Below are 13995 nucleotides of genomic sequence, written 5' to 3' on the forward strand. Positions count from 1 at the left end.
GATGACCGCTGAACTCGCTGAGCCAGCCTCCAAGATCGAACTGCCCGCCGGCGTCGGCGGCGGCGGGGACATCCCCTCCTTCGACGTCCACCTGCGCGTGCGCCGCTACAACCCGGAGGTCTCCGACGAGTCCACCTGGGACGACTTCCACGTCACGATGTACGGCACGGACCGTGTCCTGGACGCCCTGCACAAGGTCAAGTGGGAAATTGACGGCAGCGTCTCCTTCCGCCGGTCCTGCGCCCACGGCGTCTGCGGCTCCGATGCCATGCGCATCAACGGCCGCAACCGCCTCGCCTGCAAGACCCTGCTCAAGGACCTGGACACCACCAAGCCCATCACGGTCGAGCCGATCAAGGGCCTGCCGGTGGAAAAGGACCTGATCGTGGACATGGAGCCGTTCTTCCAGTCCTTCCGCGAAGTCATGCCCTTCCTGATCAACCGGGGCCACGAGCCCACCAAGGAACGCCTGCAGTCCGCCGAGGACCGCGAACGGTTCGACGACACCACCAAGTGCATCCTCTGCGCCGCGTGCACCTCGTCCTGCCCGGTGTTCTGGACCGACGGCCAGTACTTCGGCCCGGCGGCGATCGTGAACGCGCACCGCTTCATCTTCGACTCCCGTGATGACGCCGGCGACATGCGCCTGGAGATCCTCAACGACAAGGAAGGCGTGTGGCGCTGCCGCACCACCTTCAACTGCACCGAGGCTTGCCCGCGCGGCATCCAGGTCACGCAGGCAATTGCCGAGGTGAAGCAGGCCATCCTGGCCCGCAAGATCTAACGCACTGCTGCTACCAGCTTCAACGACGACGGCGCCTCCCACCCTCCGGTGGGGGCGCCGCCGTCGTCTACCCGACCAGACGACCCGCCCAGCTGAAAGGGGACCGACGTGTCCCGCTCCGAAAAAGTCTCCTTCGAAGGTTCCACCGGCGAGCTGCTCTCCGGCGTGATCGACCTCCCCGAGGGGCCGGTGAAGGGCTGGGGTGTCTTCTCGCACGGCTTCACGCTGGGCAAGGACAGCCCGTCGGCCTCCCGGATGTGCAAGGCGCTGGCGGACAACGGTGTGGGCATGCTCCGCTTCGACAACCTCGGCCTGGGCGAGTCCGCTGGGCTCTGGTCGGAGGGGTCCTTCAGCCACAAGGTGGCGGACACGGTCCGCGCGGCGGAATTCATGCGCGACTCCGGCAGTCCCGTGTCGCTGCTAGTGGGGCACTCGTTCGGCGGCGCCGCGGTGCTGGCGGCCGCCGGGAGCATCCCGGGGCTCGACGCCGTCGCCACCGTGGGTGCGCCGTTCTCGCCCAAGCACGTCGCGCACGTCTTCGACGCGGCACTGGACCGGATCCTGAGCGAAGGCAGCGCCGAGGTGGACCTCGGCGGCAAGCGGGTGGAGATCCGGCGGCATTTCGTCGAGGACCTGGAAAACGCGGACCTGACCGACTGCATCCGGCGGCTGCACAAGCCGCTCATGGTGCTGCACTCCCCCACCGACAACACGGTGGGCATTGAGAACGCCAGCAGCATCTTCCAGACCGCGCGCCACCCGCGCAGCTTTGTCTCGCTTGAAGGCTCGGACCACCTGCTCACCGGCAAGGGCCAGGCCGCCCGCGCGGCCAAGATTATTTCGGCGTGGGCCGATCAGTACCTCGACGCCGGAAACTAGCCGCCGGGCGGCGTCGCTCCCGCGGCTCGGCCGGAGTCTTCCCGGGCTGGACCTGGCGGGATCCCCAGCCGGCCGTCTTGGCTGAGGGCGCGGCGGTGAGGTCCTCTTCCCGGATCGCGGACCACGCGGCCGAGACGAGGTAGACCTGGCTGACCAGGTTGAACCAGATGAGCAGGCCGATGATGATGGCAAAGGGCGCGAGGATCGGGTTCCGGCCGGCGCTGGCCAGGAGTTCGGCGCTGAAGATCTGCAGGATGCTGGTGCCCACCGCGGCCAGGACGGTGCCTTCCAGCAAGGCCCGGCGCCGGAGTCTGAGGCCGCCGGCGAGCCGGAACATGATCAGTGCGGTGACCCAGCCCAGCACCAGCGGCACCGCGATCTTGATGGACGTGGTGAGCGGACCCGCCACCAGCGGGTCGAGGTTGAGCTGATCGGCCACCCAGCCGGCGGCCGTACCAAACACCAGCGAGGCGCCGGCACTGATCACCAGTGCCACGCCCAGCAGCAGCAGGGTGCCGACATCGTGCAGTTTCAGCAGGACCGGGTTGATCTTTAGCGGGCCGAGCCGCAGCACGCCGCGCAGTCCCTCACGCAGGCCGGCGATCCAGCCCAGCGAGGTGACCACGGTGACCACGGCAGCGATCACCGCCGTCCAGCCCAAGCCGTTGGGGTTCAGCAGCTCCTGCGGATCCACCAGCCCCTCCCGGCCGTCGACTTTGAGCAGTCCCGGGGCGCTGGTGGCGACACTGCTGATCACCCTGTCCAGCAGGGCCGGCTGGCCGCGCAGCAGCAGTCCCGCAACGGAAAAGCCGGTAGCCAGCAGGCCGGTGATGGAGAAGAACATATTGAAGCCGATGCCGGCGCTCATCAGCGGGCCGTGCTGCAGGTTGTAGTGCCGGAAGGACCGCATCGGCCGAAGCGCGTTGAGCCGGGCAAGCAGCCACTGGACCATGGCAAGCGGCGCCGCCAAGGGACCGCCCGACGAACGCCGTGCCTTGCCCCAGTCCACCCGTTTCCGGATGACTTCCAGCCTCAGCTGGGCCAGGTCGGTGGGAAGCGGAGGTTCAGCGGGTGCCTGCTGCGTCGGCCGCGCCTCGGTGGTCGTCAGGTTCGGTGCCAAAGTCAAGCTCTTCCCGTAGCTGCCAGATGCCGTTGTCGTCGTGCTCGTAAAGTCCCATGCTAGCCACCGGGAAGCTGGCCTTGTAATCCTTCAGCACCGTTTCGGCCTCGTCGAGGCTTTCCGGAGCCACGTCGTGGGCCACGGTGACGTGCGGATGGTAGGCGAACGGCAGTTCGCGCTCCAGCGGCCCGGTCTGGAGCTGCCGGTGCAGGTTGACGCACTCGCCGAAGCCGGCCTCGACGTTCAGGAAGACCACCGGCGACACCGGGCGGAAAGACCCGGTGCCCGCGATCGTCACGGTGAAGGGTTCCTGCCGCCGCGCCACCTCGCGGACGTGGTCGCGTGTGGCTTCCCAGTCCTGCGTCATGGTGGTGGTGACCAGCGTGATGTGCGCCGGGATGGACGCGGCCATGGGGTCACCGAAGGAGGCCCGCCAGCGCTGCAGCTCCTCGGCGATTTCCGGCGGGAAGCCCAGGATCACGCCGATGCTGATGCCCTCGTCCGGGGTCTTGCCGTTGCCGGCCGCCGAGCTCTGGTGGCGCGCGGCGCCCGATCCCTTGCGCGCGGCGTGGTGGACGGCGCGCCCGGTGTCGTTGGCGGTGACTTTGCTGGCGGAGGACGACATTGCGCTAGTGGACTCCGGCCAAGCTGAGCGACGGCAGGAACCCCATTCGCTCGTATACCCGGGCCAGCGTGACCGAGGCGATCTCGCGGGCACGCTCCGCGCCCTGGGCCAGCAGCCTGTCCAGCTCCGCGGGATCGGCCATCAGCTCGTTGGTGCGGTTACGCAGCGGCGTGATGAAGTCGACCATCACCTCGGCCAGGTCCGTCTTCAGGTGCCCGTACATCTTGCCCTGGTATTCGGTCTCCAGCTCCGCCACCGTTTTGCCGGTCAGCGTCGAGTAGATGGTCAGCAGGTTGGACACGCCCGGCTTCTCCTCCGGATCGAACCGGATCTCCGTCCCGGCATCCGTCACGGCGGACTTGATGCGCTTGGCGGCGACCTTGGGGTCCTCCAGCAGCTGGATCGACCCGTTCGGCGACTCGCCGGTCTTGGACATCTTGGCCGCCGGGTTCTGGAGGTCGTAGATCTTGGCGCTGGCTTTGAGGATCGTGGCCTCTGGGACCGTGAAGGTCTCGCCGAAGCGGGTGTTGAAGCGCTGGGCCAGGTTTCGGGTCAGCTCCAGGTGCTGGCGCTGGTCCTCGCCCACCGGGACCAGGTCCGTCTGGTACAGCAGGATGTCGGCGGCCATCAGCGTTGGGTAGGCGAAGAGGCCCAGGGTCGCGGCTTCCGCTCCGAACTTCTGCGTCTTGTCCTTGAATTGCGTCATACGGGAGGCTTCGCCGAAGCCCGTGATGCAATTCAGTGCCCAGGCCAGCTGGGCGTGTTCGGGAACGTGCGACTGCACGAAGAAGATGGACTTGTCCGGATCGATCCCGGCCGCAATGTACTGGGCGGCCACGATCCTGGTCCGCTTGGCCAGTTCGGAGGGCTCGAAGTCGACGGTGATGGCGTGCAGGTCCGGGATGAAGAATACGGCGTCGTATTCGGACTGCATGTCCACCCAGTTGCGCACGGCACCGATGTAGTTGCCAAGATGCAGGGAATCCGCGGTCGGCTTGGCACCGGAGAGAATGCGCTTCTTGGGTGCAGCAGCGGTTGAGCTAGTCATGTTGATAAAAGCCTTCGAACTTAGAGCCGGTAGTCCACTACCAGCGGGGCATGGTCGGAGAAACGTGTGTCCCAGGACGGCGCCCGGTCAACAACTGCTGACACCGCCGCAGCGGCGAGAGCGGGCGTGGCCATGTGGTAATCAATGCGCCAGCCGGTGTCGTTGTCGAAGGCCTGTCCCCGCTGCGACCACCAAGTGTAGGGGCCGTCGACGGTACCCGCCAGGCCCCTGTGAACATCCTTCCAGCCAATTTCCTCGCCGAAGAAGCGGTCAAAGTAGGCACGCTCCTCGGGCAGGAAGCCGGCACGTTTGACGTTGCCCTTCCAGTTCTTGATGTCCAGCTCGGTGTGGCCGACGTTAAGGTCGCCCACCACGAGGGCATGGTCGCTGTGCTTGGCCAGCTCGGGCAGCCGCGTGGACATCACGTCCAGGAAGCGGAACTTGTCGTCCTGCTTCGGGGTGCCGGCCTCACCGGAGTGCACGTAGGCACTGGCGACGGTCAGCTGCGAGGCCTGGCCCGCGGCGTCGCGGACGATGTAGTCGGCCTCGACCCAGCGCCCGGCCGTAGCGAAGTAGTCGTCGCCGATGCCGGAACGGGTGGCGAGCGGCTCGATGCGCGAGGCGATCGCGACGCCGGCGCGGCCCTTGGCTTCGGCTTCGGCGTGCAGGATGTGCCAGCCTTCGCCGAGGAGCTCCCGGACGATCGCATCAGGGGCGCGTACCTCCTGCAGGCAGAGGATATCGACTTCCCGCGGCGCCAGCCATTCCGCCATGCCCTTTTTGTAGGCGGCGCGGAGGCCGTTGACGTTTACCGATGCGATGCGAAGGTGGTCCTTCTTCAATGCCGAGCTCACCCGTTCCACTCTAGTCGATGATGGTTCCGTGGACCGGTTCGTCGGTGCCGCCGGCGGACTTGAGCATGTCCCGCGCATTGGTGGCAGTGATCTCGATGGTTTCCAGCGCACGGCGGATGGTGTCCTGGTCCGAGGCGTCCCCCTTGGCCCGCTCCTGCTCCACCACCCGGACCTGCACCTGGACAATCTTGAAGGAGTGGTCAAGCTTCATGTCGCGGATCTCGTCGCCTTCGCGGCGGTCGCCGACAAGCCGGGTGCCGCCGTGGTCGGCGCTGCCGGACGACGGCGCCCGGCCCACCGCGGAGTTGAACGCGTTCTGCGCCTCATTCAGCTTGGCGCCGGCCTTCTTGGCGGCCCGCTGGATGCTGAACACCACGAAGGACGCCAGTGCGAGCCAGAAGGCGGCGATGACCGCAACGACCCAGCCCACGACGTCGTTCTGGTTTGCCGCGAAGATGACGGCCACCAGGAAGGCGATGATGAAGACCGTCATCCCGAGTCCGCCGATGCGGAACATCGAGAATTTTCCGGTGGCCGCGTTGAACGCGGACGGCTTGGCAGAAGGGTTGTCCAGAGAGCGCATGAGCCCATTATCGCAAACCGTCCGGACCCGGGGCGGCGCTTCCACCCCGGGCGAACGGCGGCGCTAGGACAGCACGAGGCAGAAAGGGTGGCCGCTGGGGTCGGTGTAGACGCGGAAGGACTTCCCGCCGGCGTTCAGGTTGGCAGCACCAAGCTTCAACACCTCGGCTTCGGCGGCGTCCAGGTCCGGAACCATGACGTCGATATGCATCTGCTGCGGGTGCTCGGCATCCGGCCATAGCGGCCGGACCAGGCGGTCGACGCGCTGGAAGGCGACGGCGGGGCGGTCCGCGGCGTCGCCGATGGTGATCCAGTCCGGGTCCTCCTCTACCCGGACCATGCCCAGCAGCTCCTGGTAGAAACCCGCCAGCAGGTCCGGGTCCTCGCAGTCGATGACGAGGGCATGCCATTTGCCGATCATGGGGCTCCTTGGGGCGTTCGGTCCGGGGTTTACTTCAGGAACGGTTACTTCAGGAACAGGCGGCGGAGCCGGCCGGTGGTGAGGGCGACGCCGAGCACGATCATGACGAGGTAGTAGCCGATGTGCACCGCGGTGGCGGGGGTGAAGACACCCACGCTGATCTGGCGCAGCAGCTCCACGCCGTGCCACAGCGGCATCGCCTGGATGAGCCACTGGATCCACTGCGGGTACACGCTCAACGGGTAGAAGGTGGCGCTGAAGAGGAACATCGGCAGCATCACGAAGTTGATCCAGTCCATCTGCTGGAACGTCTTCATGAAGCTGGTGATGCCCATGCCGAAGCTCGCAAAACCGAACGCGATGAGCACCGAGGCGGGAATCATCAGGATGGCCCAAGGCGTGGTGATCAGGCCCATCACGCCCATCACCGCGGTGAACCCGGTGGCGTACATGAGGCCGCGGAGCAAGGCGAGGAAGATTTCGCCCATCGCGACGTCGATCGGGCCTAGGGAAGTGTAGAGCATGCCCTGGTAGAGCTTGGCGAAGTTCATCTTGAAGAAGACGTTCCAGGTGGAGTCGTACACGGCGCCGTTCATCGCCGAGACCGCCAGCAGGGCCGGGGCGATGTAGGCCGCGTAGGAAATCTGCTGGCCGCCGGGGCCCTGTACGGCGCCGACAATTGCGCCCAGGCCCACGCCCATCGAGATCAGGTACAGCACGGGTTCGAAGAAACCGGAGACCATGACCATCCAGTTGCTGCTCTTGGTGGCCATCAGCCCGCGCGCGACGACGGCGCGCACGTTGCGTGAGTAAAGCGGACCGAAGCGGCGGTTCCGGGCGGCGTCGGTGACGCTCAGGCCGCCGTCGTGGTGTTTGTCGTGGTGGCTGGCGCCGTTACGTCCGGCGAGCACACTCATGATGCCATCCTTTTAGCGAACTGGCGCCGGGTCAGGACCCAGCCGAGAACGGCGAGACCGAGGAGGAAAACGACGTGGACCAGGGTGAGCAGCGGCTCCTCCTGGTAGCCGTAGCTGAACACCCGGCCCAGCTCGGTGCCGTGCCAGATCGGTGAGATCCAGCCGATCCAGCGGACCGCCAGGGGCAGGGTATCCAGCGGGAAGAACGTTCCGGAGAACAGGAACAGCGGCATCACGATGAAGCGCATGACCATGGCGAACTGGCCCTTGTCGTTCTTGATGGTCGCGGCGTAGGCCATCAAGGGCAGTCCGAAGGCCAGGCCGGCCAGCGTGGCCACCAGGATCGAGACCCAGCCCCAGCCGCTCGGGGATGCGCCAAAGAGCGCCACGACGCCGAAGTAGATGGCGGACTGCAGCACGAACCGCACCGTGACGGCGATGATCTGCCCGGCGGCTATCTGCTCCGGAGTCAGCGGCGAGGCGTGCGGGCCGTAGTAGACCCGGCGCCATTTGAAGCCGTCCATCACCGGGAAGGTGAACTCGTTGGCAGCTGTCATCACGGCGGCGGAGATCAGCAGCGCGGGGGCGATGAAGGCCAGGTAGCTCACGCCGCCGAAAGCCGCGGTGGAGTTGGTGTCCACCAGCGTGGCGAGGCCCACGCCCATGGCGAAGAGGTAGGCGACCGGCTGGCCGACGCCGTACATGACGATGGTCCAGCCGTAGCCCTTCATCACGCGCAGGACCTGTTCGGCGTAGTAGAACGCCCCCCAACGCCGGGCCCGGGCGGCCGAGACGGCCGGCGAGTGCGCCCGGCCCGCGGCCGGGCGGGGCGCCGCCGTCGCCGACTGAATGGACTCAGTCAACTCTGCTTCCTTAGTCAACAAGGCTCCTACCGGTCAGGCGCAGGAAGACATCCTCCAGCGAGGAGCGGCGCACCAGCGAGGTGACCGGGTGCAGCCCGCGGGCGGAGACCTGCTCCAGCGCGGCTTCGCCGTCGTGGGCGTAGATGAGGACACGGTCGGGCAGGGTTTCGATCCGCTCGCCGATCCCTTCCAGCTCCGCGCCGACGGTGGCGTTGCGTTCGGAGCCGAAGCGCAGTTCGAGGACCTCGCGGGTGGAGTACTCGCGGATCAGGCTGGCCGGGGACCCCTCGGCCATGATCTTTCCCTTGTCCACCACGATCAGGCGGTCGCAGAGCTGCTCGGCCTCGTCCATGTAATGGGTGGTGAGGATCAGGGTGACGCCCTGTTCCTTGAGCCGGAACAGCCGGTCCCAGAGGATGTGGCGGGCCTGCGGGTCGAGCCCGGTGGTGGGTTCGTCCAGCAGCAGGATCCGCGGCTCGTTGATCAGGGACCTGGCGATCGTGAGGCGTCGCTTCATGCCGCCGGAAAGCGCATCCACCTTGGATTTGGCCTTGTCCGTCAGCTGCGCGAACTCCAGCAGTTCGTCCGCCTTGGGCTTGAGGTAGCTCATCGGCAGGCCGAAGTAGCGGCCGTAGACCAGCAGGTTGTCGCGGACCTTGAGTTCCTCGTCGAGGTTGTCCTGCTGCGGAACAACGCCCAGGTGGGCTCGGACCTCGGGACCGTGCTGTTCCGGGTCCAGCCCCATGATGCTCAGGCTGCCGGAGGTCCGCTGCGAGACCCCGCCGATCATCTTCATGGTGGTGGATTTTCCGGCGCCGTTCGGGCCGAGCAGGCCGAAGGCTTCGCCGGCGGGCACGCGGAAGGAAATGCCGTCGACGGCGGTGACGTCGCCGTAGCTTTTGGTGAGGTTTTCGGCGGTGATGACGTACTGCGGTTCGCTGCTTCCGGCGGGGCTGCTCCCGGGAGATTCTTTCGACACAAGTTCAGACACCCGGAACACGGTAGTCGATCCGCGCAAACTATGAAAGAGTCTTTTCGTAAAAACTTCGGAGTTTTCCGCTTCCGCCACCCAAGTAACTCGCAATAGATGTCGTTTTGAGGGCTCAAAACGACAACTACTGCGAGTCAGTTGGGTCAGAGGCCGGAGGTGTGTCCGCTTTCCAGCTGGCGTTCCGCAGTTTCCACCACGTTCGCCAGCAGCATGGCGCGGGTCATCGGGCCCACTCCCCCGGGGTTCGGCGAGAGCCAGGCGGCGACATCGGCCGCGGCCGGATCCACGTCACCGGTGACCACGGCCTTGCCCGAGCCGTCGTCGACGCGGCTGACGCCGACGTCGAGCACGATGGCGCCCGGCTTGAGATCCGCCGCCTTGATCATGTGCGGCTGGCCGGCGGCGGCGATCACGACGTCGGCCTGCCGGAGTTCGGCGGGGAGGTCCACCGTGCCGGTGTGGGCCAGGATGACCGTGGCGTTGACGTCCTTGCGGGTGAGCAGCAGGCCCACCGGCCGGCCGATCGTGACGCCGCGGCCCACCACGAGGACGCGCTTGCCCTTGAGGTCGATCCCGTGCCGGGTCAGCAGCTCCACGCAGCCCTTGGGCGTGCAGGGCAGCGGGGACTTCATCGGTCCGCTGACGTTGGCCACGAGCCGGCCGAGGTTCATCGGATGCAGTCCGTCGGCGTCCTTCTCCGGATCCATCGCCTCCAGGATGACGTCCTGGTCGATGTGCTTGGGCAGCGGGAGCTGGACGATGTACCCGGTGCACTCCGGGTTCTCGTTGAGTTCCCGGACCACGGCCAGCAGCTCCTCCTGGGTGGTGTCTTCCGGGAGGTCGCGGCGGATCGAGGTGATGCCAACCTCGGCGCAGTCCTTGTGCTTGCCGCCCACATACCAGGTGCTGCCCGGGTCTGAGCCGACCAGGATGGTACCGAGGCCCGGGACAACGCCTTTGGCCTTGAGCGCGGCGACGCGTTCGGTCAGTTCAGCCTTGATGGTGGCCGCGGTGGCCTTGCCGTCGAGGATCCGGGCGGTCTGTGTCCCGGCTTCGGAGTGCTCGCGTACGGAGTCAGTGGCAGTCATCGAATCACCACTGCTCGTGCTGCGGGTACAGCGGGAAGTCCTCGGCAAGCTTGTCCACGCGGGTCTGGAGCGCCTCAACGTCGGTTGCCGAGCCTGCCTTGAGCGCCGTGGCGATGATCTCGGCGACCTCGGTGAATTCCTTGGCTCCGAAGCCGCGGGTGGCCAGGGCCGGCGTGCCGATCCGCAGGCCGGAGGTGACCATCGGCGGGCGCGGGTCGAACGGGACGGCGTTGCGGTTGACCGTGATGCCGACCGAGTGCAACAGGTCTTCGGCCTGCTGGCCGTCCAGCTGGGAGTTGCGCAGGTCCACCAGGACCAGGTGCACATCGGTGCCGCCGGTCAGGACGCTGACGCCGGCGTCGGAGAGGTCCGACTGGTTCAGCCGGTCGGCGATGATCCGGGCGCCTTCCAGGACGCGCTCCTGGCGCTCCTTGAACTCTTCGGTGCCGGCGATCTTGAACGCCACGGCCTTGGCGGCGATGACGTGCATCAGCGGTCCGCCCTGCTGGCCGGGGAAGACGTTGGAGTTGATCTTCTTGGCCCACTCCTGCTTGGCCAGGATCACGCCGGAACGCGGACCGGCAAGGGTCTTGTGCACGGTGGAGGTGACGACGTCGGAGTGCGGGACCGGGCTGGGGTGCAGCCCGGCGGCGACGAGGCCGGCGAAGTGCGCCATGTCGGTCCAGAGCAGCGCGCCGACCTCGTCGGCGATGGAGCGGAAGGCGGCGAAATCGAGGTGGCGGGGGTACGCGGACCAGCCGGCGATGATGACCTGCGGCTTCTCGGCGAGCGCCTGTTCGCGCAGCTTGTCCATGTCGATCCGGAAGTTGTCTTCCTCGACCTGGTAGGCGGCAACTTCGTACAGCTTGCCGGAGAAGTTCAGCTTCATGCCGTGGGTGAGGTGGCCGCCGTGGGCCAGCGAGAGGCCCAGGATCTTGTCCCCCGGGGTGATCATCGCGGAGAGCGCGGCGGCGTTGGCCTGCGCGCCGGAGTGCGGCTGGACGTTGGCGAACTCGGCGCCGAAGAGGGACTTGACCCGGTCGATCGCGAGCTGCTCGGCGACGTCGACGTACTCGCAGCCGCCGTAGTAGCGGCGTCCCGGGTAGCCCTCTGCGTACTTGTTGGTCAGGACGGAACCCTGGGCCTCCATCACGGCGCGGGGCGCGAAGTTCTCGGAGGCGATCATTTCCAGGGTGCCTCGCTGGCGGCCGAGCTCCTGGTCCAGGACGGCGGCGATTTCGGGATCGAGTTCAGCGAGCGGCTGGTTGCTTACGGCTGCTGAGGAAAGGCGAAGGGAAGTAGTCACGAAGAACTCCTGGCTTGGCAACGGTCACTGCTTTAAGGTCAGGTTACCGGCTGGCCCGCCGAGGCGCCGCTAAATTACGGGCCCGGAAACGGGGACCCATACCGCGAGCGCAGCACCCTTGGTGGGGTGCCGTCGGCGGGACGGCAGCGGGCTGCCGTCCGGAAAAACATGACCCTCGGCCCAGGCGTACGATCCGTGGTCTGCGTGCGTGCCGCTCCCTGGTGGTTAGCCACCCAACGCCAGTTGCGACGAGTCCAGACTATCCCAGCCGCAGGTAGGCTGTCTTTCGTGACTGAAGACCAGCTGACTGCCTCCTACGTTCTGACCCTCTCCTGCCCCGACCGGCCCGGGATCGTGCACGCCGTGGCGGGTGCCCTCCTCGTGGCCGGCTGCAATATTACGGACTCGCAGCAGTACGGCAGCCAGGGCACCGGAACGTTCTTCATGCGGGTTGAGGCGACGACGGCGGCCCCGCCGGCCGAGCTGCATGCCGCCCTTGAGCCGGTGGCCCAGGCCTTTGGGATGCAGTGGAGCCTCAACCCGGCCGGCCGTAAGGTACGCACCCTGCTAATGGCGAGCACCTCCGCGCATTGCCTGAACGACCTGCTGTTCCTGCAGCGCTCCGGCACCCTGCCGATCGAGATCCCGGCCATTGTCTCCAATCACCGGGACCTCGAGTCGCTGGCCGAGTTCTACGGCATCCCGTTCCACCACATCCCGGTCACCAAGGACACCAAAACCGAGGCCGAGGACGCCCTGCGGAAGCTCATGGCCGAACACGACATCGAGCTCACCGTACTGGCCCGGTACATGCAGATCCTCTCCGACGAACTCTGCACCGAGCTCACCGGCAAGGCCATCAACATCCACCACTCCTTCCTGCCTTCCTTCAAGGGCGCCAAGCCGTACCACCAAGCCCACGCCCGCGGCGTGAAGCTCATTGGCGCCACGGCCCACTACGTCACCGCGGCCCTGGACGAGGGCCCGATCATTGAGCAGGAAGTCATCCGGGTGGACCACCGGCGCACAGCCGAGCAGTTTGTCCAGATGGGCCGCGACGTCGAAGGCCGTACGCTCGCCCAGGCAGTCCAGTGGCACGCCGAGCACCGGGTGCTGCTGGATGGCAACCGGACGGTTGTTTTCAGCTAAGGGCACTCAGCTAGGGCTTGCCTTCGGTCCTGCCCCACCCTTAACTGAAGCCATGGGATCAACGCGGCAGGACCAGCTCACCGGTTTCCTCGCATTGCTCAAGGCGGAGGGCCGGCGGGGAGTGCTGGGCCTGGACTGCGGATCCGGTGCGGAGGGGCTGCTCTTTGTCCGCGCGGGCATCCATTTCACCGGCGTGGACGCGTCCGAGGAGAACATCCATGCTGCCCGGGCCCGGGGGCTCTCCGCCTCGGTCGCGGCAGGCCGGGCGCTGCCGTTCGCAGACGCCGCGTTTGCCGCCGTCTGGGCTGTGGACGCGCTGGCGGGGCTTGCCCCTGAGGCGGCCGACGACGTCGTGCGGGAACTGACGCGCGTAGCGGAACCCGGCGCACCGATCGCCGTCGTCCTCCCCGACCGCGGAAACCCGGAACCCGGGAGCGGCTTCACCATCCTCCGCTCCCCCGGCTAATCCCGCCCACCCCCGACGCTCCCTCACATCCGGCACCCCTCCACCCGACGCTCCCTCACATCCGGCGACGATTCATCCAACGCCCCCTCACATCCGGTCGTCTTCCACCCAACGCCCCCTCACAAACGGCGGGAGGATTTGGTCGATAGCCACCGCATCTGAGGGAGGGTCTTCCGTTTGGCCGCCGAACCTGTGGGAGGGTTCGCTATCTGACCACCAGACCTGCGGGAGGGTCTGCAGTATGGCCGCCAGACCTGAGGGAGGGTCGCCATTCGGGCCGCCGGACCTGCGGGAGCGTCCGCTTTCGGGCCGCCGAACCTGAGGGAGCGTCGGCTATTTGACCGCCGGATCTGCGGGAGGGTCCTAGGCTGGAGGCATGAGTCCCGTTTACGCCTTCGCCGGTGACACCCCGGCCGTCCACGAATCCGCTTTCGTCGCCCCGAGCGCCTCGGTGATCGGCAAGGCCACGCTGGCAGAGAACTCCAGCGCCTTCTACGGCGTCTCCGTCCGGGCCGACACCGCCGCGATTTCCGTGGGCGCCGGCACCAACCTGCAGGACAACGTCGTGCTGCACGCGGATCCCGACTTCCCCTGCACCATTGGCGCCCGGGTCAGCGTCGGCCACAGCGCAGTGGTGCATGGCTGCACCGTCGAGGACGACTGCCTGATCGGGATGAGCGCCACCATCCTGAACGGCGCGGTGATCGGCGCCGGCTCGCTCGTGGCCGCCGGCGCCGTCGTCCTGGAAGGGACCGTCGTGCCGCCCCGGTCGCTCGTCGCCGGCGTGCCGGCCAAGGTCCGCCGGGAACTGAGCGACGAGGAGTTTGAGGGCGTCAAGCACAACGCTGCCCACTACCAGGAGCTTGCCCGCGCCCACCGCGAACTGCACGGCTGATCCCTGC

The 13995-nt window shown here is 67.0% G+C and carries 16 protein-coding genes and 1 riboswitch; of the genes, 5 read left to right on the forward strand and 11 right to left on the reverse strand.

What is annotated here, in order from left to right:
- Position 1: 1 nt before the first annotated feature.
- Positions 2–784: a succinate dehydrogenase iron-sulfur subunit gene (locus tag AC1DNC_RS07130; RefSeq protein ID WP_175323589.1), complete on the forward strand. Its 783-nt coding sequence runs from the start codon at positions 2–4 to the stop codon at positions 782–784.
- Positions 785–892: 108 nt separating this feature from the next.
- Positions 893–1663 carry an alpha/beta hydrolase family protein gene (locus AC1DNC_RS07135; protein ID WP_476861852.1) on the forward strand — a complete coding sequence of 257 codons (771 nt, stop codon included), beginning with the start codon at positions 893–895 and terminating at the stop codon, positions 1661–1663.
- Here AC1DNC_RS07135 and AC1DNC_RS07140 read toward each other — a convergent pair.
- From AC1DNC_RS07140 to glyA, 11 genes are all read right to left on the reverse strand, one after another.
- Positions 1620–2783 (reverse strand): YihY/virulence factor BrkB family protein, encoded by a 1164-nt coding sequence (locus AC1DNC_RS07140; RefSeq protein ID WP_476861912.1) that lies wholly within the window; start codon positions 2781–2783, stop codon positions 1620–1622. The genes AC1DNC_RS07135 and AC1DNC_RS07140 overlap by 44 nt on opposite strands.
- A complete protein-coding gene (locus AC1DNC_RS07145; protein ID WP_476861853.1) occupies positions 2728–3408 on the reverse strand; it encodes a 2'-5' RNA ligase family protein in 681 nt (226 codons plus the stop codon). Before AC1DNC_RS07145 ends, AC1DNC_RS07140 begins: the two co-directional genes overlap by 56 nt.
- A 4-nt stretch (positions 3409–3412) precedes the next feature.
- A complete protein-coding gene (gene trpS, locus AC1DNC_RS07150; RefSeq protein ID WP_476861854.1) occupies positions 3413–4456 on the reverse strand; it encodes a tryptophan--tRNA ligase in 1044 nt (347 codons plus the stop codon).
- 20 nt (positions 4457–4476) lie between these two features.
- Positions 4477–5310 (reverse strand): exodeoxyribonuclease III, encoded by an 834-nt coding sequence (locus tag AC1DNC_RS07155; RefSeq protein ID WP_476861855.1) that lies wholly within the window; start codon positions 5308–5310, stop codon positions 4477–4479.
- A 10-nt stretch (positions 5311–5320) separates the two neighbouring features.
- Entirely contained in the window at positions 5321–5893 is a 573-nt protein-coding gene (locus tag AC1DNC_RS07160) for a hypothetical protein (RefSeq protein ID WP_476861856.1), read from the reverse strand.
- 63 nt (positions 5894–5956) lie between these two features.
- Positions 5957–6313: a VOC family protein gene (locus AC1DNC_RS07165; RefSeq protein WP_476861857.1), complete on the reverse strand. Its 357-nt coding sequence runs from the start codon at positions 6311–6313 to the stop codon at positions 5957–5959.
- A gap of 44 nt (positions 6314–6357) precedes the next feature.
- Entirely contained in the window at positions 6358–7230 is an 873-nt protein-coding gene (locus AC1DNC_RS07170) for an ABC transporter permease (protein ID WP_476861858.1), read from the reverse strand.
- Positions 7227–8093: an ABC transporter permease gene (locus tag AC1DNC_RS07175; protein WP_476861859.1), complete on the reverse strand. Its 867-nt coding sequence runs from the start codon at positions 8091–8093 to the stop codon at positions 7227–7229. Before AC1DNC_RS07175 ends, AC1DNC_RS07170 begins: the two co-directional genes overlap by 4 nt.
- A gap of 10 nt (positions 8094–8103) precedes the next feature.
- Complete coding sequence (locus AC1DNC_RS07180) at positions 8104–9072, reverse strand: ABC transporter ATP-binding protein (RefSeq protein WP_476861913.1); 969 nt, start codon at positions 9070–9072, stop codon at positions 8104–8106.
- A 155-nt stretch (positions 9073–9227) separates the two neighbouring features.
- Positions 9228–10172 (reverse strand): bifunctional methylenetetrahydrofolate dehydrogenase/methenyltetrahydrofolate cyclohydrolase, encoded by a 945-nt coding sequence (locus tag AC1DNC_RS07185; protein ID WP_476861860.1) that lies wholly within the window; start codon positions 10170–10172, stop codon positions 9228–9230.
- A gap of 4 nt (positions 10173–10176) precedes the next feature.
- Positions 10177–11478, reverse strand: a complete 1302-nt coding sequence (gene glyA, locus AC1DNC_RS07190; protein WP_476861861.1) for a serine hydroxymethyltransferase — start codon at positions 11476–11478, stop codon at positions 10177–10179.
- A 171-nt stretch (positions 11479–11649) separates the two neighbouring features.
- Positions 11650–11735: riboswitch (ZMP/ZTP riboswitch) on the reverse strand.
- A 31-nt stretch (positions 11736–11766) separates the two neighbouring features.
- Between glyA and purU the strand changes: the two genes are divergently transcribed.
- From purU to AC1DNC_RS07205, 3 genes are all read left to right on the forward strand, one after another.
- Positions 11767–12627 (forward strand): formyltetrahydrofolate deformylase, encoded by an 861-nt coding sequence (purU, locus tag AC1DNC_RS07195; protein ID WP_476861862.1) that lies wholly within the window; start codon positions 11767–11769, stop codon positions 12625–12627.
- 52 nt (positions 12628–12679) lie between these two features.
- Positions 12680–13093, forward strand: coding sequence for a methyltransferase domain-containing protein (locus tag AC1DNC_RS07200; protein ID WP_476861863.1), 414 nt, complete (start codon positions 12680–12682; stop codon positions 13091–13093).
- Positions 13094–13469: 376 nt separating this feature from the next.
- Positions 13470–13988 carry a gamma carbonic anhydrase family protein gene (locus AC1DNC_RS07205; protein ID WP_476861864.1) on the forward strand — a complete coding sequence of 173 codons (519 nt, stop codon included), beginning with the start codon at positions 13470–13472 and terminating at the stop codon, positions 13986–13988.
- Positions 13989–13995 lie beyond the last annotated feature (7 nt).

This window comes from Arthrobacter sp. 01N442, from assembly GCF_056399345.1.

Excerpts from the sequence above, each read along its gene's own strand:
- AC1DNC_RS07185 (WP_476861860.1), bottom strand. The coding sequence starts at position 10,172 with ATGACTGCCACTGACTCCGTACGCGAGCACTCCGAAGCCGGGACACAG.
- AC1DNC_RS07205 (WP_476861864.1), top strand. The coding sequence starts at position 13,470 with ATGAGTCCCGTTTACGCCTTCGCCGGTGACACCCCGGCCGTCCACGAA.
- AC1DNC_RS07170 (WP_476861858.1), bottom strand. The coding sequence starts at position 7,230 with ATGAGTGTGCTCGCCGGACGTAACGGCGCCAGCCACCACGACAAACAC.
- AC1DNC_RS07200 (WP_476861863.1), top strand. The coding sequence starts at position 12,680 with ATGGGATCAACGCGGCAGGACCAGCTCACCGGTTTCCTCGCATTGCTC.
- AC1DNC_RS07145 (WP_476861853.1), bottom strand. The coding sequence starts at position 3,408 with ATGTCGTCCTCCGCCAGCAAAGTCACCGCCAACGACACCGGGCGCGCC.
- AC1DNC_RS07165 (WP_476861857.1), bottom strand. The coding sequence starts at position 6,313 with ATGATCGGCAAATGGCATGCCCTCGTCATCGACTGCGAGGACCCGGAC.
- AC1DNC_RS07160 (WP_476861856.1), bottom strand. The coding sequence starts at position 5,893 with ATGCGCTCTCTGGACAACCCTTCTGCCAAGCCGTCCGCGTTCAACGCG.
- trpS (WP_476861854.1), bottom strand. The coding sequence starts at position 4,456 with ATGACTAGCTCAACCGCTGCTGCACCCAAGAAGCGCATTCTCTCCGGT.
- AC1DNC_RS07130 (WP_175323589.1), top strand. The coding sequence starts at position 2 with ATGACCGCTGAACTCGCTGAGCCAGCCTCCAAGATCGAACTGCCCGCC.